This is a genomic window from Halomonas sp. DP8Y7-3 (assembly GCF_019801675.1).
Classification (GTDB): Bacteria; Pseudomonadota; Gammaproteobacteria; order Pseudomonadales; family Halomonadaceae; genus Halomonas; species Halomonas litopenaei_A.
The window spans coordinates 269,303-293,749 of the sequence record NZ_JAHVIO010000001.1 but is presented as its reverse complement, the minus strand read 5'-3'; the positions used below and the strand labels follow the sequence as shown (position 1 = coordinate 293,749).

The 24,447-nt window shown below is 62.0% G+C and carries 26 protein-coding genes; 8 read left to right on the top strand and 18 right to left on the bottom strand.

The genetic code is table 11. From position 1 onward, the window contains the following. Positions 1–36: 36 nt before the first annotated feature. Positions 37–1,410 (bottom strand): BCCT family transporter, encoded by a 1,374-nt coding sequence (locus KUV86_RS01295; RefSeq protein WP_224907620.1) that lies wholly within the window; start codon positions 1,408–1,410, stop codon positions 37–39. Positions 1,411–1,560: 150 nt separating this feature from the next. Then, entirely contained in the window at positions 1,561–2,271 is a 711-nt protein-coding gene (locus KUV86_RS01290) for an alpha/beta hydrolase fold domain-containing protein (protein WP_224907621.1), read from the bottom strand. 201 nt (positions 2,272–2,472) lie between these two features. Here KUV86_RS01290 and KUV86_RS01285 point away from each other — a divergent pair, with 201 nt between their 5' ends. Continuing rightward, the gene (locus tag KUV86_RS01285) at positions 2,473–2,646 is read left to right on the top strand and encodes a hypothetical protein (RefSeq protein ID WP_222483370.1); all 174 of its coding nucleotides are present in this window, start codon (positions 2,473–2,475) and stop codon (positions 2,644–2,646) included. Here KUV86_RS01285 and KUV86_RS01280 read toward each other — a convergent pair. The 5 genes from KUV86_RS01280 to argF all read right to left on the bottom strand — a co-directional run bounded on the left by KUV86_RS01280 (position 2,633) and on the right by argF (position 7,151). Next, positions 2,633–3,085, bottom strand: a complete 453-nt coding sequence (locus KUV86_RS01280; RefSeq protein WP_222483327.1) for a thioesterase family protein — start codon at positions 3,083–3,085, stop codon at positions 2,633–2,635. The genes KUV86_RS01285 and KUV86_RS01280 overlap by 14 nt on opposite strands. Next, on the bottom strand, positions 3,085–4,038 hold the full coding sequence (locus tag KUV86_RS01275) for an L-carnitine dehydrogenase (protein ID WP_222483326.1): 954 nt from the start codon (positions 4,036–4,038) through the stop codon (positions 3,085–3,087). Before KUV86_RS01275 ends, KUV86_RS01280 begins: the two co-directional genes overlap by 1 nt. After that, positions 4,035–4,943: a 3-keto-5-aminohexanoate cleavage protein gene (locus tag KUV86_RS01270; protein WP_206939378.1), complete on the bottom strand. Its 909-nt coding sequence runs from the start codon at positions 4,941–4,943 to the stop codon at positions 4,035–4,037. The genes KUV86_RS01275 and KUV86_RS01270 overlap by 4 nt, the downstream gene beginning before the upstream one ends. A 616-nt stretch (positions 4,944–5,559) precedes the next feature. Next, positions 5,560–5,850 carry a hypothetical protein gene (locus KUV86_RS01265; RefSeq protein ID WP_222483325.1) on the bottom strand — a complete coding sequence of 97 codons (291 nt, stop codon included), beginning with the start codon at positions 5,848–5,850 and terminating at the stop codon, positions 5,560–5,562. A 380-nt stretch (positions 5,851–6,230) separates the two neighbouring features. Continuing rightward, positions 6,231–7,151: an ornithine carbamoyltransferase gene (argF, locus tag KUV86_RS01260; protein WP_206939374.1), complete on the bottom strand. Its 921-nt coding sequence runs from the start codon at positions 7,149–7,151 to the stop codon at positions 6,231–6,233. Between the two features lie 257 nt (positions 7,152–7,408). Here argF and grxD point away from each other — a divergent pair, with 257 nt between their 5' ends. After that, the gene (grxD, locus tag KUV86_RS01255; RefSeq protein WP_206939372.1) at positions 7,409–7,759 is read left to right on the top strand and encodes a Grx4 family monothiol glutaredoxin; all 351 of its coding nucleotides are present in this window, start codon (positions 7,409–7,411) and stop codon (positions 7,757–7,759) included. Between the two features lie 221 nt (positions 7,760–7,980). Here grxD and rnt read toward each other — a convergent pair whose 3' ends face one another. Further along, complete coding sequence (gene rnt / locus KUV86_RS01250; RefSeq protein WP_222238575.1) at positions 7,981–8,646, bottom strand: ribonuclease T; 666 nt, start codon at positions 8,644–8,646, stop codon at positions 7,981–7,983. A gap of 202 nt (positions 8,647–8,848) precedes the next feature. On the opposite strand from rnt, the gene KUV86_RS01245 reads away from it, so the two are divergent. From KUV86_RS01245 to KUV86_RS01220, 6 genes are all read left to right on the top strand, one after another. Further along, complete coding sequence (locus tag KUV86_RS01245) at positions 8,849–10,066, top strand: argininosuccinate synthase (RefSeq protein WP_206939363.1); 1,218 nt, start codon at positions 8,849–8,851, stop codon at positions 10,064–10,066. A 36-nt stretch (positions 10,067–10,102) separates the two neighbouring features. Next, positions 10,103–10,405, top strand: coding sequence for an HlyU family transcriptional regulator (locus KUV86_RS01240; protein ID WP_206939361.1), 303 nt, complete (start codon positions 10,103–10,105; stop codon positions 10,403–10,405). Positions 10,406–10,473: 68 nt separating this feature from the next. After that, complete coding sequence (locus KUV86_RS01235; protein WP_222483324.1) at positions 10,474–11,148, top strand: glutathione S-transferase; 675 nt, start codon at positions 10,474–10,476, stop codon at positions 11,146–11,148. Positions 11,149–11,340: 192 nt separating this feature from the next. After that, positions 11,341–12,306, top strand: coding sequence for a sulfurtransferase (locus KUV86_RS01230; RefSeq protein ID WP_224907622.1), 966 nt, complete (start codon positions 11,341–11,343; stop codon positions 12,304–12,306). A gap of 278 nt (positions 12,307–12,584) precedes the next feature. Further along, positions 12,585–13,748: a YeeE/YedE family protein gene (locus tag KUV86_RS01225; protein WP_224852108.1), complete on the top strand. Its 1,164-nt coding sequence runs from the start codon at positions 12,585–12,587 to the stop codon at positions 13,746–13,748. A gap of 14 nt (positions 13,749–13,762) precedes the next feature. Further along, complete coding sequence (locus KUV86_RS01220) at positions 13,763–13,957, top strand: hypothetical protein (RefSeq protein WP_206939357.1); 195 nt, start codon at positions 13,763–13,765, stop codon at positions 13,955–13,957. 200 nt (positions 13,958–14,157) lie between these two features. On the opposite strand, the gene KUV86_RS01215 is transcribed toward KUV86_RS01220, so the two are convergent. The 10 genes from KUV86_RS01215 to thiI form a co-directional block, all read right to left on the bottom strand. Further along, positions 14,158–14,448: a hypothetical protein gene (locus KUV86_RS01215; protein ID WP_224907623.1), complete on the bottom strand. Its 291-nt coding sequence runs from the start codon at positions 14,446–14,448 to the stop codon at positions 14,158–14,160. 106 nt (positions 14,449–14,554) lie between these two features. Beyond that, on the bottom strand, positions 14,555–15,190 hold the full coding sequence (gene nth, locus KUV86_RS01210) for an endonuclease III (protein WP_206939354.1): 636 nt from the start codon (positions 15,188–15,190) through the stop codon (positions 14,555–14,557). A 295-nt stretch (positions 15,191–15,485) separates the two neighbouring features. Further along, on the bottom strand, positions 15,486–16,262 hold the full coding sequence (locus KUV86_RS01205) for an electron transport complex subunit E (RefSeq protein WP_222483323.1): 777 nt from the start codon (positions 16,260–16,262) through the stop codon (positions 15,486–15,488). Continuing rightward, positions 16,255–16,833: an RnfABCDGE type electron transport complex subunit G gene (locus tag KUV86_RS01200; RefSeq protein ID WP_222483322.1), complete on the bottom strand. Its 579-nt coding sequence runs from the start codon at positions 16,831–16,833 to the stop codon at positions 16,255–16,257. Before KUV86_RS01200 ends, KUV86_RS01205 begins: the two co-directional genes overlap by 8 nt. Then, positions 16,830–17,831 (bottom strand): RnfABCDGE type electron transport complex subunit D, encoded by a 1,002-nt coding sequence (locus tag KUV86_RS01195; protein ID WP_222483321.1) that lies wholly within the window; start codon positions 17,829–17,831, stop codon positions 16,830–16,832. The genes KUV86_RS01200 and KUV86_RS01195 overlap by 4 nt, the downstream gene beginning before the upstream one ends. Further along, the gene (gene rsxC, locus KUV86_RS01190) at positions 17,828–19,570 is read right to left on the bottom strand and encodes an electron transport complex subunit RsxC (RefSeq protein ID WP_222483320.1); all 1,743 of its coding nucleotides are present in this window, start codon (positions 19,568–19,570) and stop codon (positions 17,828–17,830) included. Before rsxC ends, KUV86_RS01195 begins: the two co-directional genes overlap by 4 nt. Further along, a complete protein-coding gene (gene rsxB / locus KUV86_RS01185; RefSeq protein ID WP_222483319.1) occupies positions 19,557–20,123 on the bottom strand; it encodes an electron transport complex subunit RsxB in 567 nt (188 codons plus the stop codon). The genes rsxC and rsxB overlap by 14 nt, the downstream gene beginning before the upstream one ends. Beyond that, positions 20,120–20,710, bottom strand: a complete 591-nt coding sequence (rsxA, locus tag KUV86_RS01180; RefSeq protein ID WP_222483318.1) for an electron transport complex subunit RsxA — start codon at positions 20,708–20,710, stop codon at positions 20,120–20,122. The genes rsxB and rsxA overlap by 4 nt, the downstream gene beginning before the upstream one ends. A 63-nt stretch (positions 20,711–20,773) precedes the next feature. Continuing rightward, complete coding sequence (gene metG / locus KUV86_RS01175) at positions 20,774–22,816, bottom strand: methionine--tRNA ligase (protein WP_222483317.1); 2,043 nt, start codon at positions 22,814–22,816, stop codon at positions 20,774–20,776. A 129-nt stretch (positions 22,817–22,945) separates the two neighbouring features. Then, the gene (gene thiI, locus KUV86_RS01170; RefSeq protein WP_222483316.1) at positions 22,946–24,442 is read right to left on the bottom strand and encodes a tRNA uracil 4-sulfurtransferase ThiI; all 1,497 of its coding nucleotides are present in this window, start codon (positions 24,440–24,442) and stop codon (positions 22,946–22,948) included. Positions 24,443–24,447: the final 5 nt, after the last annotated feature.

Below are 24,447 nucleotides of genomic sequence, written 5' to 3'. Positions count from 1 at the left end.
GCCTAACGCCGTTCGGCTGATGACGTCAGCGCTTGCTTAGCCGTCGTCCTGAGTGGGCAAGGGGGTGTGCTGGCCTCGAAGTCGCAGCAAGAAGGCTGCTACCAGCGCAAAGATGCCAAAGGCCACCGGAATGGCCGCGACGGAAATCAGGGTCAGGATGACCTTGAAGATGTCACCTTCCAGCCAGTTGATCACGATCGCCAGCAAAGACATGGCCACGATCCAGAACGCTCTGGAGCGTTTGACGGTCAGCATTTCGCAGACCAGGCCAGCGGAATCCGCGCTGGTGACGAAGAACAGCAGGATGTTCAGGGCCAGAATGGCCGAAAGAATGCCATGGCTATCCAGGGTGGCCATCAGCGCAAAGACGTCCTCTGAGCCTGTCTCCAATCCGCCGAGGCCGAAGGTCGTAAACCACAGACACGAGAATAGGCTCGGCACCAGCATGACGCCTAGCACGAGTTGGCGGAGCGTACGCCCCTTGGAGATGCGGGCGATAAACACCCCGGTGAAGATGAACCAACCGTACCAGGCAGCCTCGAAGGCATATAGCCAATCCGCGAGCCAGGCCTTGCGCTCAGGATCTCCCAGGCCAATATCGGTGGCCATCAGCGGATATTTCACCAGGTATTCCGGCAACAGGCGCGCCAGGGTCGAAACGATGTCCCAGGGGGATGTCAGCAGTAACACGCTGGTCAACAGTATCAGCGCGAACAGCGTGTTGTAGTTGCTTAGCCATTTGATGCCCCGCTTGAGCCCCGAGGCACTCGAGGCGATGGCAAAGATGGCCAGCACGCTGATGATCAAGGTGGGACTGGCCTGGATGCCAAAGAACTGCTCCAGGCTTTGCTTGAGGGGATCGGTGGCATAGGAGAACGTCAGCGAAAGCCCGATCACGGTGGAAACGACCAGGCTCACCAGGTTCAACTTGCTGAGGAAACCGCCTCCCAGCAAGGTCTCTGCAGGTTTCTCAATCCTCAGGTTGTACATGCAGTGGGCAAAGATGACGCCGATGGCAAGATAGCCTGCCCAGGCCAGTAGCCCCCAGTGATTGAACGCATATAGCAGCGCTTGATCCGAACTGTTCCCGGCCTCGACGTGATAGCGAGGCTCCAGCACTCCCCAGGTGACCAATCCAATACCCATGCCGGTGGCGAAAAGCATGCCTAGCCAGGCGAGCGTCGAAAATTCAGGCGGCTCATCACCGAATTTCAAGCGGCCCAGTGGGGTAAACATCAGGACGACAAACACGATGGAGGCAATAAAGGCCGGGTAGGTGAAGATGAAGCCCAGGTTACCGATGACATTGACCTTGATGACATCAAGGATGGTCTGAAAGCTACCTGGGGCGATGGCAGCAAAGGCAATAAGCGTAATGACGGTGACCACGGTGGCCACCAATGTGGACATGTTCTGTTTCATTGGTGTCTCGTTGTCTTATTGAAAAAGGAGGGACGGCGATCGATCGGTGGGAACCTCGCTGGAGTGGAGTGATAACGTCGTGACTGTGCTGCTTCTAACCCGATAAGTGCTTATGAATCAGAGGGGTAGTGAGGCACTTCAACGCAAAGAATAGCCTAGGCGTCGCTTGTCGAGGTGACACACGAGAGCACGACAGAACCCACGCCAAGAGATCGACATCGGTGCCAGCTGCGCATGGGCGTGAAGCGCCCCGTGAAACATCCCTTCTGCCGTATGCAGGCCAACCTGCCGCCGCTGCTGACGCCATTGGTCCAGCGTCGCCAGTATCGCTGGGGTCAGGGGGTCGTGTTCCACGACCAGGCATTCCACTGCGCTGCTGACCGGGGGAGCGTCGCCCGCGCGGGCAGCGTCGGAGGCAATCATCGCCCAGGCGGCCTGGGCGTCCCGACGACTCAGCAAGGGCGCATCGGGTCCAAGAGATGTCTCGGACATGTCACCGAGAAGCGGATAGATCATGCCGAGCGGATGTGGGTCCTTGGCGGCACGAGCCACGTCCAGCACCAGGCGACCTCCTGCGCTGTCCCCCACCATGGCACAGGGCTGAAGCCAGCGGCGCACCCGATCGACGTCGTCGAGCTGGTCGCTGTAGCGTGCCTCGGGCAGAAGTCGATACTGCACACTTACCACCTCTCGCCCGAGTGCTTCGGCAAGGCCCGCTGCGACGCCCTGGTGGCTGTCCAGCGAGCCGATGGTGAAGCCGCCACCATGGACGTAGAGCACGGTCTGCTGACCAGTATCGGCGTGAGCGTGAGCGTGGGCGTGAGAAAGAGGGCTGTCTCTTCCTTCCACTCTCCCACTCGCTTTCCCTCTCTCGTTCCCTCTCACTCTCCCTCTCACTCTCCCTGGCCGATATCGGCGCACGGGTACTCCAGCGATCCGCTCGTCGGTAATCCGCATGGTGGTGGGCAACGGCGTGGCGAAACTGGCGCAGAGCCGATCGTAGTCGCCTCTGGCCAGGGCGAGGGGCCTTGATGCCATGGCGTCGAGACCATGTTGGAAGCGCTTGGCAAAGTCATCGATCGTCATCGCTACATCCGGATCCCGCCCGGCGTCGCCGAGCATTCCTGGTGGATGGCGCCCTGGCCCGAGCTGGTCTGGGCGGGCCTGAGCGGGTCTGGCTGGATATGGCCCGGCCAGGACGCCAAGCCTGTCAGCGTCGGCTGATACCGATCCGCCGTCCCAGCCCCTCGGGCGGGGGGGATGACAGGGGGGGCAATGTCGCCAAGGCATCAGAGAGCGCTGCGGGGAAGGCAGCAGGCTTGCCGCTGGTGGTGTCGATGCCCATCAGCATTTGCTCGCTGGTAGCCAGCAGGTCCGCTCCACTGGTGAGTACAAACCACAGGTGCAGGCGCTTGGCATCTTGATCGACGACCTGAACATCGACCTGCAGGTCTTGCCCCTCGTGGGCTTCCTTCAGGTAGCGAAGATGGGTCTCGAGGGTATATAGGGTGTAGCCGAGCCGTTGCCGGCCCTCATCGTCCAGGCCAATGTTCTCCATCAGCCTGTCCACCGCCAGGGAGAATACCCTGGCGTACTCGGCATCGTTCATATGGCCGTTGTAGTCGACCCACTGTGACGCCACCTGGGTGTTGAGCAAGGCCATCAGATACGTCCCTCGAGGCCTTCTGCTTCCGGCCAGTACTTGTTCACCAGGCCCAGCAATTCGACCAGGAAGTCATCGCGACGACGATCCAGCTCGGCCACGCTGCGGCCGGCCGCCTGATGCTCGCAGCCCTCGACCACGCGGTCGATCAGCTCATCGGTAAGCTCGGGCGCTTCCAGTTTGGTCCAGGGTAGCTTCAGCGCAGGTCCGAACTGCTCCAGCATATGGCGCATGCCCTGTTCCCCACCGGCCAGGTGGAAGGTCAGGAAGGTGCCCATCAGCGACCAGCGCAGCCCACAGCCGTAGACCACCGCGGCGTCGATTTCCTCTGTAGTGGCTACGCCGTCATTGACCAGGTGCAGTGACTCGCGCCACAGGGCTTCCATCAGGCGGTCGGCAATATGCCCTTCGATTTCACGACGGACCACCAGTGGACGCATGTCCAGCGCCTGATAGAGGGCCTGCGCCTGCTGAGTTTGCTCGGTGGCTGTCGCTTGTCCTCCAACCAGCTCGACCAGCGGTAGCAGATAGACCGGATTGAAGGGGTGAGCGACGATGATGCGCCCGGGTGACTTGGCACAGTCCTGCTGCAGGTCGGTGGGCTTGAATCCCGACGTCGAGGAGCCCACCAGCACATCGGCAGGCGCCGCGGCGTCGATCTGGGCCAGGATGCTCTGCTTGAGCTCGAGTCTTTCCGGTACGTTCTCCTGGATCAGGTCGGCGCCGTCCACGGCGGCTTCCAGTGAGGAGGCAAAGCGCAGGTGGTCGATGCTGGCGCCGTCGGCCAGACCCAGGCGTTGCAGCGCAGGCCAGGCATTGTCCACAAACGCCCGAGTGCGCGCTTCGGCGGCGGGGTCCGGATCAAAAGCGACTACGCTCCAACCGCTGGCCAGGGCGCGGGCGATCCAGCCGTTGCCGATCACACCGGTGCCGATGACAGATAGCTGTTTCATGCCTGTTCTCCCATGATGGTGCCGGTGTGTGGGTTGCGCAGCTTGAGGAAATCTCGAGTTTCCGCCGGTGTCATGACCTTGCCGCCCAGGTGGTTGATCAGGCTGCCGGCTTTCTCGACCAGTTGAGCGTTGGAGGCCAGCACGCCCTTTTCGAGGTACAGGTTGTCCTCGAGCCCAACCCGGGCATGGCCACCGAGCATCACCGCTTGAGCGGCCATCGGCATCTGGTGCCGGCCAATGCCGAATGCCGCCCAGTTGGCGTTGGCCGGCAGCTTGTTGCGCATCGCCAGCATGGTCTCGGTATCGGCTTCGGCGCCCCACGGGATGCCAAGGCACAGTTGGTAGAGCGGGTCGCCGTCGATCAGGCCTTCAGCCTGCAGTTGGCGGGCGAACCACACATGGCCCAGATCGAAGCACTCCAGCTCAGGCTTGACCCCGGCAGCCTGCACCAGGCGGGCATGTTCACGCAGCCAGTCAGCCGAGTTGACGTAGATCATGTCGCCAAAGTTGAGGCTGCCGCAGTCCAGCGTACACAGCTCGGGCAGCAGTTCCCCGACTGGCTCGTGGCGTTGGGCCGGCGTCTGAATGTCGGTACCCGGTCCGCCCCGAGTGGGGTCCTGGCTGTCAGGGATCCAGTCGCCACCGCCCCCAGCGGTAATGTTCATGACGATATCGGTGTCGGCCTCACGCACCCGCTCCATGACTTCACGGAAGTGGTCGAGGGAGTGGCTGACGCCGCCAGTTTCCGGGTCGCGCACGTGGATGTGCGCAATGCTGGCACCGGCCTTGGCCGCCTCGATGCAGTCGTTGGCAATCTGTTTGGGGGTTACCGGCACCTTGGGACTCTTGCCGGTGGTATCGCCGGCACCGGTCACGGCGCAGGTAAGGATGACGTTACGGTTCATGGAGGGCTCCTCTCGATCTCGGATGACGGGACGTCGGCCGCGGCCCCCATGCCAAGTGGCTCGAAGGCGAGTTTACGCCGCCTGACAGGGCGGCGCCGTGGCGTAGACAGCGTCTCGTCGCTCCGCGGCTGAATGAATCGAGAGGTAGTGTGGCGAAGTGACGGCGGAGCGACTTGGCGTAAAGCGCCATAATTTTGTCTTCAGGCGCCTTTGAGGTAGGGCGGAGTCGGCCCAGGGCAATAGGCAGGGCATCGCCGCCGATAGCCAGCAAGATGAAACGGACTCGGAGGTTCTCCCCTTAGAGCGTGAATCAGTCTGCCCCGCGAAGCGTGAATCAGCCTGCCCCGCAAAGCGGGAATCAGTGAAGAAAAAAGAGGGATCGGACGACGTCGCTGTGTCAACGCACCAAGGGGGAAGGGCCCGTCATCGAGCCTTGGTGTGCGTGTGCGGCTGGTGCCGGCTCAGGCGAGACAGCTCGGGTGACGTTCAGCAGAGGAGGCAGGAACCGGCATCGAGAGAGACAGAATCGAGAAAGAGAATCGAGAGAGACAGAAATGGAGAGCAAAAACGGGAGAGCCAGCAACGGGAGTGCTGGCTACCACCGCTGAAACGGTGCCTAGAGATCGGCGGCGCCCACGCCGTAAAGCTCAAATGCCAGCTTTCGGCCAGCCTGTGTCAGGATCACCCTGCCGCGTGGATTGTGGACGACCAGCGATTGCCGCAGCAGGCGACGCAGCCGGGACGCCTGGGAGCGGGTCCGGGTAAGGGCATCAAGGCGTGTGGCGCTAAGACCACGATCACTGTGGGTCAAGGCCTCAAGGACGTCGCCGTCGCGGTAAAGGTCCTCGATAAAGGCGGTCAGGTCGATGCGCTGAGCGGTGTCATTATGTTCGGCGAGCAGTGCCATGCGGCGATCTCTGACAGAAATATGGCGCAAGTATACGACATTAGTCTGATTAGACCAAAGTCTATTCCTTGTCCGCTTGCGGATACATGCCGCGGGTCATGGCCGGCCGTTGCAGGCGCGGTAGGTGTTTTGGTTCAAGCACTCGTTGACGTGGTGCCTGCTCAGCATGACTCGATGGGGATCTGGCCGCTGAAGCCCGCGTTGGTGTGGGTGGGTCGTAGCGAACGATAGGTAACAAGAGAAAGGTAACGAGAGGAATGAAACGGGAGACGTGGATAGATGGCAGTGATTCCAAGGGGGCGACAGGCCATAGGCGTATCGCCAAGCCCTGCCGCGATACTGCGGCAGGGCCTTGCTGATAAGCAGCGAGCCGCCGGGTATCAGTGACTGACCTGACCCAGCATCAGGAACTCCAGCAGTGCCTTCTGGGCATGCAGGCGGTTGCCGGCTTCCTGCCAGACCACGGCGCGGGGGTCATCCAGCAAGGTTTCGCTGATTTCTTCGCCGCGGTGAGCGGGCAGGCAGTGCAGGAACAGCACGTCCTTGTCCGCCGCATCCAGCATGGCCTCAGTCACCTGGAAGCCGGCGAAGTCGGCTTCTCTGCGCGCCTGCTCCTCTTCCTGTCCCATAGAGGCCCATACATCGGTTGTCACCAGGTCGGCACCTGCGACGGCTGTCATGGGATCGCGGAGGATGGTCACTCGGTCTCCTGCGGCTGCCAGGATATCTTCGCGGGGCTCGTAACCTTCAGGGCAGCAGATGCGCAGGGAGAAGTCGAACTGGCGTGCGGCATTGATCCAGGAGTGGCACATGTTGTTGCCGTCCCCGATCCATACCGCCGTGCGGCCCTTGACGCTGCCCCGCAGCTCGGTCCAGGTCATCACGTCCGCCAGCAGCTGGCAGGGGTGGTAATCATCGGTCAGCGCATTGATGACCGGTACGTCGCTGGCAGCGGCGAACTCTTCAAGCCCCTGGTGGGAGAAGGTACGGATCATCACCGCGTCAACCATCTCTGACAGCACCCGAGCCGTGTCTCCAATGGGCTCGCCACGTCCTAGTTGAGTGTCCCTAGGCGAGAGGAACAGCGCGTGACCACCGAACTGAGCCATGGCGGTCTCGAAGGAGACACGAGTCCGTGTTGACGACTTCTCGAAGATCATCGCCAGGGTGCGGTTGGTAAAGGGCGCGTAGGTCGGGCCCTGGGCCTTGAGCCCATTCTTGATCGTGATCGCGCGCTGGATGAGGTAGCGCAATTCATCCTGGCTCAGGTCCAGTAGGGTCAGGAAGTGGCGGGCGGCCATGGCGTCTCTCCAACGAGGTAAAAAACGACCATCCTAGCCAGCGCGGAGGGGATGCGCAACGCGCCGCTGGGCCGTACAATGCGTTCAAGGAAAGGCCGAGCGTGGCAATCAGGTATTGTCTCGAAAGGGGTATCGATCCCGACGCGCATTGAAAAGTGCGGATGTTGACCCCATCGTATCGGCCGAAAGCGAACCGTAAGGGCATGCATCGTACCGTGAGGACATGCCAGACAAGCCCGAATCATTGAGGAGCCGTGATGAGCACCACCGTCGAGAACATTCAGCGCCAGATCAGCGAAAACCCCATTCTCATTTACATGAAGGGGTCTCCGCAGCTGCCGCAGTGCGGCTTCTCTGCGCAGACCGTGCAGGCGCTGATGGCGTGTGGCGAGCGCTTTGCTTTCGTCAACGTACTGGACAACCCCGACATTCGTGCCGAACTGCCCAAGGTGGCCAACTGGCCGACCTTCCCGCAGCTGTGGGTGGAAGGTGAGCTGGTCGGCGGTTGCGATATCGTGGTCGAGATGCATAACAATGGCGAACTTGAGCCCCTGATCAAGCAAGCCGCTGAACGTGCTCGCCAGAATGAAGAGGGCGGCGCCGAGTAAGGTGCAGCCTAGCAGTCGATTGACCGGTCAGGACCGGCTAGCCGCTGGATCGCCGAGGTGGTGAGGGTGTTACCGCGCCCCGGCGCGACGGATCAAACACGGTCATCTGACGGATCAAACGCAAGGCCCCGCTGGTGTGGACACCAGCGGGGCCTTGTCGTATGTCGAGACTCTCTGTGGTGAGCAGCATCCTGCCGCTCGTAAAAAGGCATGGACCTGTGTCAGTCCTCCTCCATTCCCTGTTCCTGCTGAGCCAGCCGCCAACCGCCCAGGTCCTTGTAGCGATTGACCATTGCACAGAACAGCTCGGCCGTGCGCTCGGTGTCATAGCGGGCAGAGTGGGCGGCGTTGTTGTCGAAGTCGATGCCGGCGGCACGGCAAGCTCGGGCCAGCACGGTCTGGCCGTAGACCAGTCCTGCCAGGGAGGCGGTATCGAAGCTTGAGAACGGGTGGAAGGGGTTGCGCTTGATGTCGCAGCGGTTGGTCGCGGCATTGAGGAAGCCATGGTCAAAGGCAGCGTTGTGGCCTACCAGAATGGCTCTGGTGCAGCCATGAGCCTTGATGGCCTTGCGCACTGGACGGAATATTTCACCCAGCGCCTCGGCTTCAGTCACGGCGACCTGCTGACGCAGGGGGTCGTCGAGACGAATGCCGGTGAAGTCCAGTGCCGACTGTTCGACGTTGGCGCCGGCAAACGGCTCGATGTGATAGGCAAAGGTAGCGTCGGGCAGCAGGTTGCCCTCCGGGTCCATGGTCAGTGTGACAGCGGCGATCTCCAGCAGGGCGTCGCTTTCGGGATTGAAGCCGCCGGTCTCGATATCCACCACCACCGGCAGAAAACTGCGAAAACGTTGCGCCATGAGTTCGCGGGCGATCAGCTCGCTCATGCACCTCTCCTTGTCGGGCCGTGGGGTAATGGGCCTGTGTGATGCAGGCCGAAACGGCGAAAGTCTAGCAGTTTGGCAGCGCGGCGTCCCGTAGCGGTATTCGACACCGGCCATGCGCGCTATACTCGGCCCTCTTCAAGCGCCATTCATGAAGGAATGCGCTGGTCACGTCATGTCTGTCATACAAGAAGGAGCCCCTAGCATGTCCGATGTCAAGAAGGTCGTGCTCGCCTATTCGGGCGGTCTGGACACATCCGTCATCGTCAAGTGGTTGCAGGAGACTTACCACTGCGAAGTGGTGACCTTTACCGCCGACATCGGTCAGGGTGAGGAAGTCGAGCCGGCCCGTGCCAAGGCTGAGGCCCTGGGCGTCAAGGAAATCTACATCGAGGACCTGCGTGAAGAGTTCGTGCGCGACTACGTCTACCCGATGTTCCGTGCCAACACCATTTATGAAGGTGAGTACCTGCTGGGTACCTCTATCGCGCGTCCGCTGATCGCTCGTCGTCTGATCGAGATTGCCAACCAGACCGGTGCCGATGCGATTTCCCACGGTGCCACCGGCAAGGGCAATGATCAGGTCCGTTTCGAACTGGGCGGCTACGCCCTGAAGCCTGGCGTCAAGGTCATCGCCCCGTGGCGCGAGTGGGATCTGAATTCCCGCGAGAAACTGATGGCCTACTGCCAGCAGCACGATATTCCCGTCGACTTCAGCAAGAAAAAGAAGTCCCCTTACTCGATGGATGCCAACCTGCTGCATATCTCCTACGAGGGCGGCATTCTCGAAGATCCCTGGGCGGAAGCCGAAGAGGACATGTGGCGCTGGAGCGTGTCACCGGAAGCGGCACCGGACACTCCGACCTACGTCGAGCTGACCTTTGAAAAGGGCGACATCGTGGCCATCGACGGCGTGCCGATGAAGCCCCACGAAGTGCTGGAGAAGCTGAACAAGCTGGGTGGTGACAACGGTATCGGCCGTCTCGATATCGTCGAGAACCGCTACGTCGGCATGAAATCTCGCGGCTGCTATGAAACCCCTGGCGGGACCATCATGCTGCGTGCTCACCGCGCCATCGAGTCGTTGACCCTCGACCGGGAAGAAGCCCACCTCAAGGATGAGCTGATGCCCAAGTATGCTGAGGTCATCTACAACGGCTACTGGTGGAGCCCGGAGCGTCGCATGCTGCAGGCCGCCATCGACGAGACCCAGAAGAATGTGTCCGGCGTTGTTCGCATGAAGCTGTACAAGGGCAATGCCATCGTGGCAGGCCGTCGCTCCGACGAGTCGCTGTTCGACGAGTCCATCGCGACCTTTGAAGACGACAAGGGCGCCTACGACCAGAAGGATGCGGAAGGCTTCATCAAGCTGAATGCGCTGCGTCTGCGTATCGCCGCAGGCAAGGGCCGTCGTCAGGACTAAGCGCTTGGCGTTCGACCATCAGACCCAGGAGGCGACATGTTCAAGAAGCTGATCGGCAGCCTTTTCAAGGGTGGAGGCGCCGCTGAATCGCGTTCCACGGAGGAGGCCGAGGCCGTGGAGTATCGCGGATTCCTGATCGTGTCTCGTCCGCAGGAGCAGGGCGGTCAGTATCGCGTCAGCGGCTTTATTCGCAAACCCATCGAGGGTGGCGAGACGCTGGAACACGCTTTCGAGCGCTCTGACCTGGTGCCTGGGCGTGAGGCCTGTGATGCGCTGATGCGACAGAAGGCGGAACGCTACATCGATGAAGTCGGTGATGGCATGTTCTCGTCTGATTGAGACGAAGCGATGGAAACGGCGCCCCCTGGGCGCCGTTTCTGTTTCAGCCATGGGGTAAAGGAGACCACATGATCGTATTGCACCATCTCGAAAACTCCCGCTCTCTCAGAGTGGTCTGGCTACTGGAAGAGCTTGGAGTCGACTATGACATTCAGCTCTATCGGCGTGATCCCAAGACCATGCTGGCCCCTGAATCCCTCAAGCAGGTTCATCCGCTCGGCAAGTCGCCGCTGATCACCGACCAGCATCAGGCGGGCAGGGTCGTGGCTGAAAGCGGTGCGATCATCGAGTATCTGCTGCGCCATTACGACAGGGAGCAGGCGCTGTCTCCCCCCGTCGACAGTGAAGCCTACGATGACTATGTGTTCTGGATGCACCATGCGGAGGCCTCGGCGATGCCCCCGCTGGTGATGAATCTGGTGTTTGGCAGGCTCAGCAAGCCCCCTGTGCCGGCTCTGGTGCGTCCTTTGGGCAAGATGTTCGCCAAGGGCGTGAAAGAGCAGTATCTCGGGCCAGAAATACGACGGCTGATAGGCTTTTGGGAGCAGCACCTGGCAGAGCACAGCTGGTTCGCGGGAGAGACGTTCAGCGCGGCGGACATCCAGATGAGTTTCCCGCTCCTGGCGCTGGAAGGTCGGGGCATGTTGTCTGACCATCCGGCGCTCACGCGCTTTCTCGAGCAGGCCCGGACGCGACCCGCCTATGGCCGTGCGACGGAAAAGGGCGGTGAGCTCTCACTCTAGGGCTTGCCTGAAAAGTGCCTGCGCTTGTCGACGTTTCGGACAGAGCCTCGACCGTCGTTATGGGAACAGGTTTGACCCGGTGGCTGATCAGTTTTGGTTATGAGCACGTAAATCATTATTCATGCCAAGCATATTGAGTTTGCAGCTGCGAGCAGGATAATGGGTTGATCTCCTACCCAAGAGGTCAACTTTATGCGCATCTTACTGACGCTTGCGGGGGCGCTGATGATGGCGAGCTCCGCGCATGCAGCCGATGTCGAGCCGCTGGTCAGTCCTGAGTGGCTTGAAGCGAACCTGGATAATGACGATGTGGTGGTGCTGGACATTCGCTCCAGCATCGACAATGGCGGTGACCGGTCAAGCTTCGAGGAAGCCCACATTCCCGGCAGTCTGTATTCGAGTTATACCGAGGACGGCTGGCGGGAAACCCGCGATGGTGTCACCGGCGTCATGCCGCCGGTGTCGAGTCTTGAGCGCTTGATCGGCGGCCTCGGAATCGATAATGACGATACCGTGGTGCTGGTGCCGGCGGGTACCGGCGCGACGGACTTTGGCAGCGCGGCACGGGTGTACTGGACCTTCAAGGTGCTGAGTCACGAGCAGGTGGCGATTCTCGACGGCGGCTTTGCCGGTTGGAAAGCGGCAGGCCTCGAACTGGCCAGTGGCTCGGCAGAGTACCCTGATCCGGTGCGCTTTGAAGGACGTTTGAATGAGGCTCTGCTGGCGACGACTGCAGAGGTCGAAGCGGCCCGCGAGTCCCAGGGGCAGCTGGTCGACGCCCGCCCAGAGGACTACTTCAAGGGCGACAACCAGTCTCCTGCAGCGACTGCTCCGGGCACCATTCCTGGCGCACGTAACCTGCCTCATCAGACGCTGCTGGCCGATGACGACGGCGCCTGGCGGTTGAATACGGCGGAAGTGACCTCGCGTATCCAGGCGGCAGAGCTGGATGCGGATGCCAAGACCGTGGCGTTCTGCAACACCGGACACTGGGCAGCGACTGACTGGTTCGTGCTGAGTGAAATTGCCGGCTTCGACAACGTGGCGTTGTATGACGGTTCCATGGCTGAGTGGACCCAGGATGAGTCACGTCCGCTGGCCGTGGCGAAGCAGGGGCTTGGCAAGGTGCTGGACGCGCTCGGCTTCGGTGACGAGTGACCCTTGGGTCCGTGACCCCTCGATAGGTGTCGTTTAGATAGTGAGCTCCTAGATGGCTATTGGCGATGCCTAGATGACCGCCGCCAGGACGCCGTGAATCAGTGGCGGCACCGGCGGCGGTGATACTCCTTCCTTTGAACAGATGCACTTCCATGACTCAGATGTCTTCACAGGCCGCTTCGGCCACCGCTAGCGATGCTGCTGGCTCCGCGCACAGGGTTCGGCCACCTGGCGCTGAGCTAAGCCCTGGACAAACTCCTGGACAGGCCCCCCTCAAGGTGGATCGTTTCGTCGTCAGCCTGGCGCTGATCGGCATGGTCGTGCTGGGCGGTCTGGTATGGCTTGAGACCGCGCCTTTTCTGGTGGTGTTGTTCGCCATTGGTATCGCGCTCGGCGTGGCGCTTTACCACGGTGCCTTCGGCTTTACCGCCGGTTGGCGAAACCTGGTCACCAAACGCCGCGGGGCCGGTATGCGCGCGCAGCTGATGCTGTTTGCTCTGACCTCGGCATTGATGATTCCTTTGCTTGGCAGCGGCCAGCCCGGTCTGGTCGGCGCGGTTGCGCCCATTGGCACCTCGCTTATCGTTGGCTCGTTTGTGTTTGGTCTGGGCATGCAACTTGGCGGAGGGTGCGGTTCAGGCACCCTGTTTACGGTCGGCGCGGGCAATCTGCGCATGCTGGTGACGCTTGCATTCTTCATCATTGGCGCGGTGGTCGGCTCGATCCACCTGCCTTGGTGGCTGGACTTGCCCAGTCTTGATCCGGTCAGTCTGATCGATAGTGTGGGTGTGCCGGGAGCGATAGCGGTGCAGTGGGTCGGCCTGGGCTTGGTCGCGCTGTGGGTCAATCGCGTGGAGCGTCGCGCTCACGGTGAGCTTGAGCGTTCAGAGTTGCGCCTTCGTCCAGTAGAGGGGAGTGCGTTCAAGGCCCTCGTGCAGGGCCGCTGGCCATTCGTTTGGGCCATATTGGTGCTGGCAGTCGGCAACACCCTGACGCTGCTGGTGGGAGGCGCCCCCTGGGGCATTACCTTTGCTTTCAATCTGTGGGGAGCAAAGGCGCTGCAGGCCATCGGCGTGGACATGAGCCAGTTCGAGTTCTGGACCTGGGACTATCCGGCCATGGCCCTGGCCGACTCTGTGCTGGTCAATATCACCTCGGTAATGAACTTTGGTCTGCTGCTTGGGGCCATGCTGGCAGCGGGCCTGGCCAATCGCTTCAACGAAGCCAGCCGCAAGAAGGTAGAGGGCCGTCAATTTCTGGCCGCGGTGGTGGGTGGCCTGCTGCTGGGCTACGGCGCCAGGTTGGGATTTGGCTGTAATATCGGCGCGCTGTTTTCGGGCTTGGCTTCTGGAAGTCTGCATGCCTGGGTGTGGTTCGCCTGCGCCTTTGTTGGTTCGTTGGTGGGTATTCGCCTGCGGCCCTGGTTCCGTCTGCCCAATTGAACAAGGAGTGCGCCATGCAAGCCGCTTACCGCCGTAGCCGCATCATCGCCATGTTGCTGGCCATCCTGGTACTGATACTTGCGGATCATCTCAGCAGCCCAACCTTTGCCTTCAACATGGGAGACGGTCACGCCCGTACATCCCTGAATCAGCGGGATGCCAACGCCTGCGCGCCCTGCGGAGCGCCCTGTCCGTCGACTCGGGAATAGCCTGGGTAGGCGCTGTCGAGCAGGTGCAAGAGGTGGATGGCAACAACGGAGCAGTAGGTAGAAAAATAGGTAGAGACAGTAGGTAAAGAAAAGGCGCTCCTGCCGTGGCAGGAGCGCCTTTTTCATGGCGTGATCGGGAATGGTGGCTCGTAGGGTCTGGCAGGGTATCTACCGACAGCGCAGCGGTCTGCGAAGGGCGTTCAGTCGCCAGGGGACTGACGCCGCGGCATCTTGGGTCCCAGCGGCCCTAACCAGAGCCACACTTGCAGCACCACCAGCACCGGCAGGAGCCAGGTCGGGGCGCCGACGGTCCACACCAGCACCTGGTGGATCATGAACGCGGTGATACCGCCCAGCAGGCCCAGTACCGGGAACATCAGCGGACGTTCGGACCCGGGGCGGCGGCTCAAGCGGAACAGCGAGCCGGTAAAGGCGCCGAAGCTTGAGGCCATGGCCAGTGGTATCCAGAGTTCTCGCAGCACATCGTTCATGGTTGATCGCTCATATTGCAGCATAAAGCGTCAGCGTAACGTGTCCTGACGGTCTATGCGCTTCAACTTTGGCGTTAGCCGTGCCGTTGACGCGCCGGCTGTCAGGCTACAGATCGACCTTCTCCTTGAACTCGCACAGGTCCTCGATCACACAGCTGCCGCAGCGTGGCTTGCGCGCCACACAGGTGTAGCGCCCGTGCAGGATGAGCCAATGGTGTGCATCCTGGCGAAACTCCTTGGGCACATGCCGCATCAGCCGCTCCTCCACCTCGATCACGTTCTTGCCCTTGGCGATGCCGGTGCGGTTGGAGACTCGGAAGATATGGGTGTCCACCGCGATGGTAGGCTGGCCGAAAGCGGTATTGAGAATCACGTTGGCGGTCTTGCGGCCGACTCCCGGGAGCGCTTCTAGCTCAGGGCGAGTACGGGGTACGTCGCCGCCATGCTGCTGGACCAGCAGATGGCAGGTCTTCATCAGGTTTTCGGCTTTGGTGTTGAACAGGCCGATCGTCTTGATGTGGTCCTTGAGGGCGTCGATACCCAGATCAATGATGGCCTGGGGCGTGTTGGCGACGGGAAATAGCCTTGCCGTGGCCTTGTTGACGCCGACATCTGTTGCCTGGGCAGACAGCAGCACTGCTGCCAGCAGCTCGAACGGGGTCGACCAATGAAGCTCTGTGGTGGGCTCGGGATTATGGGCCCGCAGTCGAGTGAAGATCTCGTGGCGTTTGGCAGCGTTCATGGGACTCCTGTAGCGAGGGTTGCGGTCACGCTGAAGAGCGGCCTGGAAGGTTGGGACTTGAGTCAGTGATGGGTTGGTGCGCTGAACGGATTGACTGAACCCGGCGACTGAACTTGGTGACTGAGCATGGTGATCGATATCAGTGACTGGGCCTAGGCTTTGTCCGAAAAGTCGACGAGCGAAGGTTAGACAAGGCAAAAATCGGTGAGAAAGCGCAGTTTACGAGGTGTAAATGAGCATTTTGACCCGATTTTTAACGCCGTATCACCAAGCGCAGGCACTTTTCGTACAAGCCCTAGTGAATGGTCCCGGTGACTCTAACCCTTCGCTGCTCGGAAGGGGGCGGCGAGGCGGGGCGGCGGCGAGCGGTGTGGTCGTCGATTGCGTTCTTGCCGGCAATCAGCAGGCCGGTTATCAGAAAGGCCCCAGGCGGCAGCGCCATAAACAGCATGTGGCGCTCCCCCGGTAGCTGGATCACCCAGTCAGCCGCGCCGCTACCCAGCAGTAGCTCCATGCCATCAAACAGTGTGCCCTGGCCGAGCGCCTCGCGTAGGGCGCCAATCACTATCAGCACCAGGGTGAAGCCTAGTCCATTCATCAGCGCGTCCAGCAGCGATGGGGCCAGCGGCTGGCGCGAGGCAAAGGCTTCTACTCGGGCAAGGATGGCGCAATTGGTCACGATCAGAGGCAGGAAGATGCCCAGCACCTGATAAAGCTCGTAGGCCATCGCGGCCATGGCGAGTTCTGTGCAGGTCACCAGCGCTGCAATGATCATGACAAAGGCAGGCAGCCGTATCTCGGGGCGGATGTGACCTCTTATGATCGAGGCGCAGCCATTGGCGCCCAGCATGACAGCCAGCGTGGCAAGACCGAGCCCCAGGCCGTTGACGATGGTGCCGGATACCGCCAGCAACGGACATAGCCCCAATAGTTGTACCAGGGCAGGATTGTTGCTCCACAGTCCGTTGGCGGCGATTTGGCGAGCCTGCTGGCGAGTCAGGCAGCTATTTGACGAGCTGTCTGACGAGCTAGGCGAGGAGCTGTCTGACGAGCTATGCGAGTCGTCATTCATCAGGAGTCTCCCGCGGTGAGGTGGTGGCAGATGGGGCTGCTGGCGTGGCGGCGACGACAGCGCGAATCACGGCCTCTGAGGTTATGGTAGCGCCGGTCAGTGCCTCGATGGGACCTGATGGCGTCAACGCCAGGGCATCCTGATGAAGCCTCTCGAACTGATCCACCCAAGGACTCTTGCGTCGTTCGATCTTGTCCCCAAGACCCGGGGTTTCGTGATGCTCAAGCACGCGCACCGCGACGATCTTGCCTTCAGGGGTGAACGCGACCAACAGGCGTATCGCACCTCCGTATCCCATCGCCTTACCGACGTGAACGGTGGCGAGTCGCTGGCCGTTGGGGCCGATGGCTTGCCAGGAGGTAGCGTCGTCGAGGGCAACGATCGATGCTGTCTGGGGCGGTACCAACTGCTTCAGCAGTTGCTGCTGATAGTGCTCGCGATTGGCCGCGATCGGGGCCTCACTCAGCCAGTGCGATATCACGACGCTGGCTAACGTGACGACGGCGAGCAGTAGCAGCGTTGCGACCGCCCCCCGCGGGCTTGGTAAGGGTGGCGCTGTCGGGGCTGTCATGAATTCCCCCTGGGCGCATCGCTGGCTGAGCGGTGCGTCCCTGAGCACAATTGATCGAGCAGCGGGGCCGAGAGGTTCATCAGCAGCACGGCGAAAGCGATGGCGTCGGGGTAGCCCCCGTAGCCCCGGATGAGCATGACCAGTGCGCCGATCGCGGCACCGAACACCCAGCGCGCGCGTCGATGGCCGGGAGCGCTGACCGGATCGGTGATGATAAAGAAGGCGCCCATGATGGTGGCACCATTGAGCAGATGAAACGCCACGGAGCCAGTACCCGACACCTGGTTTAACAGCGCTGCCAGGACTGCCATGGTGCTCAGCATGGCCAGCGGCAGGCGCCAGTCGATGAGACGCTGGGCCAGTAGTACCAGTCCGCCAGCCAGCCAGGCCAGGGAAATGATGGCCCAAGGTGAAGAGAGGTTGGCATCGCCGATGACCGAGGCGCCGGCAGGCTGGCGCAGCGCATCGAGGGGAGTGGCGCCACTGACGGCGTCCAATGTGCTGGCGTCAAGTTGGCCGAGCCAGCCCTGCCACAGGTGGGAGAGGTTCTGGACGTCGCCGGCGCCAAAGCCTGTGGCGTCCGGCCATAGACTCATCGGTACCGGGAAGGACACCAGCAGCATCGCGTAGCCGACCATGGCGGGGTTGAAGATGTTGTGCCCCAGCCCACCATAGAGGTGCTTGGCCACGGCGATGGCGGCCACGGCACCGATCAGAATGAGCCAGACACTGGTGCCAGCGGGCAGCGCCGCGCCGAGCAGAATGCCGGTCAGCATGGCGCTACCGTCGGCCAGTGTTGGGCGCAGTGGACGTGATCTTGCGGCGAGCATCAGGGCTTCCACCAGACAGCAGCACAGGATGCCGGTCAGCACATTGGTGATGACACCGGCACCGAAGTACCAGGTCTGAGCGGCGATGCCGGGCAAGCAGGCCAACGAGACGCTGCGCATCACGCGGGCGCTGCTGGCGATAGGCGCTGTCTGGTGCAAGTAGCTCATGATGTCGGGGCTTCCTGGCGGGCGGCGGCCAGCTGCGCATTGGCAGCCTCTAGATGTTCGCGGGCAGTGCTCTGCTGAGACTCGAGGTCGGCCAGCACCTCGCTGGGTTGCTGCTGCTGAGCGGCACGCTCGAGCGCCTTCTCTGCCTTGCGCAGTGCCGCCTTGGCCGCCGCCTGGGCGATGCGCAGGCTGCGCAGATCGGCGGGAGCCGAGGAGGTGGGCGCGTGGTCATCCGCTGGGGTCTTGGGAGCGGGACGTCGCAGCGCCGCCTTGCGCGCCTGGCGTCTGGCTTCACGCTCATCGTGTTCGCGCTGCATGCGCTCCTTGCGGGCATCGAAGCGAGCTCGGGCCTGGTCCGCCCTGGCCCGTTCGGCGTCGGCAACCCGCAGGCGGCGCTTGGCCTCGCCGAAGGATGCCGCCAGCGGAAGGTGGCTGGGGCATACATAGTCGCAAGCGCCGCACTCGATACAGGCAAGCAGGCCGTGGGCCTTGGCCCGTTCGTCGTCTTCGACCCGGGTGTGCCACCACAGCTGCTGAGGCGCCAGTCCCGCAGGACAGGCGGGCACGCAGTCGTTGCAGCGAATGCAGGGCGACGGCGGGGGCGGGCTGGGCAGCTCTTGTTCGGTGGCCGCGATCAGACAATGGGTCGTGGGGGTTGTCGCTGCACTGGCAAGCGACCGCTGGTGCCCCATCAGCGGGCCTCCATCGATCAACTTGGCGAGCCTGGAGGTATCCAGTCCAGCGTCAGCCAACAGCGTGGCTGCCGGTGTGCCCACTCTGGCCTCAACGTTGCCCGGTGCACTCAACGCCTGACCCGCCAGCGTCACGATGCGGGTGATGGCGGGGAGGCCAAGGATCACCGCGTCGTGGATGGCGGCCAGGGTGGCGGGGTTGTGACACAGCACCCCGACGTCAACCGGCAGTTGCTGCGGCGTCATCCTCCGCGCCAGCAGGCGGTCGATCAACTGACGCTCACCGCCGCTGGGGTAGCGGGTCGGGATGATCACGACGTCGGTCGGCAGTGCAGACATGGCGAGGGCGGCCGATAGCGCCTCGGCCGCCTCTGGCTTGTCATCTTCGATGCCGGCGATGATGCGGGTGGCACCGGTAGCGCGCGCGAGAATCAGCGCGCCGCTCACGACCCTTTCGGCGTCGTGACGCAGCAAGGCATCGTCAGCGGTGATGTAGGGTTCACACTCAGCGGCATTGATCACCAGGGTGTCGATGCCGGCACGGTGGGCGGCTCTGGCTTTCAAGGCGGCCGGAAAGCCTGCGCCTCCCATGCCTGCGATACCCGCCTCTGCGATGCGTTCAAAAATCTGCTCTGGAGATGCCTGCTCGGCTGCCAGCGGCCGCATGGTGAGGATCTGCTGGCTGCCTTCGGCAACGATGACAATGCCAGGTGCATCGCTCGCATGCTCCCGGGTGGAGGTGATGGCCGCGGCGCCAGGCAAATTGACCCGTCCGCTGATGGGGGCATGCATCGGCAGTGCCAAATGTCCCACCGGGCGGGCGATGCGCTGGCCCGCCCGAACCCAGTCACCGTCGTTCACTTCCAGCAGTGTTTCGGCCCACGGCTTGTGGCAGTTGTCATTGAGCGCCAGGGAGACCTGGGGTGGCAGCGGCGCGCGTCGAATGCCGAGATCACGGGTCTGGGCCTTGCGGGTGTCAGGGCAGATGCCTGGCGCACAGGAGCCGCCGAGGCCCAGCCAGCGCTGCAGTTGTTCAAGCGTTGACATGGTGTTCTCCCGATGGGCGGTCCGACGCGATGAGACGAACGGATTCGCCCATCGCCGGTGGTCTCTCCAGCAGGTCGATGCAGTCGACCGGGCAGGGTGCGACGCACAGATCGCAGCCGGTGCACTCGTCGGCAATCACCGTGTGCATCAGCTTCGACGCACCGATAATGGCGTCCACGGGACAGGCCTGTATGCACTTGGTACAGCCAATGCACTCATCTTCCCGAATAAAGGCCACCATGGTGGTGCTGGTCGCTTCGCCATCCAGGGGAACGGGATCACGTCCCAGTAAGGCGGCGAGTTCGGCAATGGTGGTGTCGCCCCCTGGAGGACACTTGTTGATCGCTTCGCCTTGCTCCACTGCCTCGGCATAGGGGCGGCAGCCAGGGTAGCCACACTGGCCACACTGGGTCTGAGGCAGCAGCGCGTCGATCTGCTGGACCAGGCCGTCCTCGCCGGCGTCGAAACGTCGGTGCAGCCATCCAAGCAACAAGCCGCAGCTGCCGATCAGGCTTACCAGCAGCAGCAGACCGAGCAGTGAAGGGGCGGTCACTGGATTGCCCCCTCCGCCAGGCCGGCAAAGCCCATAAAGGCAAGCGACATCAGGCTGGCGGTGACCATGGCAATGGCAGGGCCTCGAAACGGGCGTGGTACGTCTGCCGCAGACAGGCGTTCGCGCATGGCGGCGAGCATGATCAGCACCAGGGAGAAACCCAGCGCTGCACTGAAGCCGTACAGCACAGCATCGAAGAAGCCGCTGTCACGCTGAAGGCTGAGCAGGGCGACACCGAGTACGGCGCAGTTGGTCGTGATCAGCGGCAGGAAAATGCCCAGCACCCGGTGAAGCAGGGGGCTGGTATGCCTGACCATGATGTCCGTGGCCTGAACCACCACGGCGATCACCACGATAAAGGCGATGGTGCGCAGGTACTCCAGCTCAAAGGGGACGAGCAGGTAGCGGTACAGCAGATGGCTGGCGGCGGCCGCCAATGTCAGCACGAAGGTGGTCGCCAGTGCCATGCCCAGGGCGGACTCCAGCTTGGAGGAGACCCCTAGAAAAGGGCATAGTCCGAGGAACTGCACCAAAACGAAGTTGTTGACCAGGGCGGTACTGACGAGAACGAGGAGAACGTCGGTCATGGCATGCACGGTATAGCGGCCGGCGGGCTAGAGCCCGCCGGCAGGGAGTAGCAGAGAACGAGCTTAGCTGACGCGCTGGCCCGGCTCGGCTCCACTGTGGGGTTCCAGCAGGTAGATGCCATCGTCATTGCCGGCGGCCAGCACCATACCCTCAGAGATGCCGAAACGCATCTTGCGAGGCGCCAGGTTGGCCACCATGACCGTCAGCTTGCCTTCCAGGGCTTCCGGGGAGTAGGCGCGACGAATGCCGGCGAACACCTGGCGGCTCTCGCCGCCCAGGTCCAGGGACAGCTTGAGCAGCTTGTCCGCGCCGTCAACGTATTCTGCCTTGGCGATACGCGCAATGCGCAGATCTACCTTGGCGAAGTCGTCGAAGCTGATCTCGTCGGCGATCGGTGTTTCTGCTAGCGGGCCCTTGGGGGCTTCCTTGAGCTTCTGTTCCTCCACCAGGTCCTCCTTGGAGGCCTCGATCATGGCCTGGATACGGTCGCCGTCGACGCGGGTCATCAGCGGCTTGAACTTGTTGATCGGGTGATCGCCCAACCAGGTTTCGCGGCTGTTCCAGTCAAGGCTGTGAAGGTTCATGAACGTCGCTGCCTGCTCGGCCATGGCGGGGACGACGGGCGCCAGATACACCATCAGCTGCCGGAACAGATTGATGCCCATGGAGCAGATGTCCAAGACTTCCTGCTCGCGTCCCGCTTCCTTCGCCAGGGCCCAGGGGGCCTTGTCGGCGATGTAGGTGTTGGCGTCATCGGCCAGCTCCATCACCTTGCGCATGGCACGACCGAATTCACGCTGCTCGTAGTAGTTGGCGATGTCGTCTCCCGCTGCGATGAAACGCGCCAGCATATCTGGCTCCGCGCAGTGGGACGACAGTCGCCCGTCGCCAAGTTTCTTGACGAAGCCGGCGCAGCGGCTGGCGATGTTGACGACCTTGCCGACCAGGTCGGCATTCACGCGCAGGGCAAAGTCCTCGAGGTTGAGGTCAAGATCGTCGACCCGTGACGTCAGCTTCGCAGCGAAGTAGTAGCGCAAGTACTCAGGGTTGAGGTGCTCGGCATAGGTCGCCGCCTTGATAAAGGTGCCACGAGATTTTGACATCTTGGCGCCATTGACGGTGACGAACCCATGGCAATTGACTGCCGTCGGGGTGCGCATTTCAGCGCCGTGCAGCATGGCCGGCCAGAACAGGGCGTGGAAGTAGACGATGTCCTTGCCGATGAAGTGATAGACCTCTGCCTGGGAATCCGGCTGCCAGTAGCTGTCGAAGTCCAGGCCCTCGCGGTCGCACAGGTTCTTGAAGCTGGCCAGGTAACCGATGGGCGCGTCGAGCCAGACGTAGAAGTACTTGCCGGGCGCGTCGGGAATTTCGAAACCGAAGTAGGGCGCGTCGCGGGAGATGTCCCACTCGTTGAAGCCCGACTCGAACCACTCCATCAGCTTGTTGCGGATCTGGGGTTGGACGTGATCGTCCTTGATCCAGGCATTCAGGAAGTCGGCGAAATCCGGCAGCTTGAAGAAGTAGTGGGTTGAGCTGCGAACTTCCGGTGTGGCTCCCGAGATGGCCGACACCGGATCGATGAGTTCGGCAGGGGTGTAGGTCGCTCCGCAGGCCTCACAGTTGTCACCATACTGATCCGCCGTATGGCACTTGGGACAGGTGCCCTTGATGAAGCGGTCGGCCAGGAACAGCCCCTTGACCGGATCATACATCTGTTCGATGTCTCGGGTCGCGATGTGCCCCTTGTCACGCAGGCGTGTGTAGATGAGCTCGCTGAAGCTGCGATTTTCCTCGGAATGGGTCGAATGATAGTTGTCGAAGGCCACTCCAAAGCGGGCAAAGTCCTGCTGGTGCTCGCGGGACACGCGATCGATCAGGGCCTCGGCGCTGATGCCTTCCTGCTCGGCGCGCAGCATGATTGCGGTGCCGTGGGCGTCATCCGCGCAGACATAATGGCACTGGTGCCCCCGACTCTTCTGGAACCGCACCCAGATGTCCGTCTGGATGTACTCCAGCAGGTGACCCAGGTGGATGGCTCCATTGGCGTAGGGCAAGGCACTGGTAACCAGGATCTGGCGCTTGTCGGGTGCGGAAGTGGACATGATGTGACGTGATATCCCGTTGAAAATCAGGCGTCGATTGTAGCCATGATCGAGCGCTAGTGCATCCGCTATCGTGTGTGAACGCCTGAGTTCAGGCAAATGCTGATGGGATGTCGTAAGCGCGCCAGTTTATGCCGCGTCGTGCTTGCTTCGAGCCAGCAGCACGCCTACTCGCGGCAGACCTTGATCCTTGAGGGATAGCGCCTGCAGGCGGCTCATGATGCCCTGGTCGCAGTACAGCAGATAGCGGGAGTCTCGGGACAGCTCAGCCGCTCGGGTCGCCAATTCGTAAAAAGGAACGTGCTCGACCTCGTGGCCCGCAATGGTCAGTGGCCGTCGAGCTGCTTCATCCGGCGAGCGCACGTCGATGACGCGGATAGTGGCGTCAGCTGCGGCGGTGAGCTCTGCGATGGTGAGTTCATCGAGGGGCTGGCATGGCGTTAGCTCAGCCTTACCAGGGTCATCTGCGGAAAACTGGCGCATCCGGCTCAGGGCGTCGTCAAGCAGGTCAGCTGGCAGCCTGGCTTCGGCTTCTTCCAGCGCTGCCAGGGACGTCTTCACCAGTGGTCGAGCTGACATACCCCCACAGTACTCCGGCATCTGGCTTGACGCTTGTGCGGTGCCAATACGCCTGGCTTCGTCGATGATGGACTGTTTGTCTTCTGTCAGCAGGGGGCGCAGCACGGGCAAGTGGCTGGCGTTGTCAATCAGCCCCAGGTTGCTCAAGGTTTGACTGGACACCTGGGCGATCACCTCGCCCGTGACCAGCGCGGGAATCCGGGCGCGCTGGGCCACCCGAGCAGCGGCAGCCACCATGTGGCGTTTCAGTACCAGGGACACCAGGCCGTCGGGCACCTCCTGGGTGAGCTGGTCGACGACTTTTTCAAAGGGCACGCTGGTGAAGCTGACCTTGTGTGACGCGCTGAAGCGTCGCCAGAGGTCATGGGTCAGCTGTCTGACGGCCTGTTCCTGTGCCTCTCCGCCGAAGCGAAACAGAATGAAGTGGCACTTTATCCCGCGCCTGAGCATCCGGTAGGCGGCGACGGGCGAGTCGAAGCCACCGGACATCAGCATCAGTGCCTGATCCTGGGTGCCCAGAGGGAAACCGCCGATGCCCGCCGTAGTAGCCACTTCGTCAATCAATTCAGCGCCGTCGAGCCTCAGTGAAATGGTGAGGTCGGGATGCGTGAGATTGACTTTGGCGTGGCGGGTGTGGCGCAGCAGCTCGGCGCCTAGGAAACGCTCGGCATCGACGGAGTTGAAGGCGTGGCTTCCCTTGCGCCTGACCTTGATTCTGAACGCTCGTCCCTCTACCTGCTCGGCCTTCTCCAGGGCGAGCCTGGCCAGGGTCACTTGCCAGTCCCCCAGCTCACGCCGCTGAATGTGGGCAATCTTCTGAATGCCGGGTGTGTTAGCCAAAGTGTCGAGTGCCCATGTGTGCTGGGCGTCATCCACATGGGACGGGAGTCGTACGACTAGATGGTCATGTGCAGTGACCACCTTTGACGTTGGCAGCTCTCGCCGCAGCGCGTTGCGGACGTTGGTGGCCAGGCAGCGCCCCATATGGCGTCTGACAGAGGCTGACTTGGTAGAAACGTCAGCGGAGAGCGTAAGACGAAATTCCATGGTGT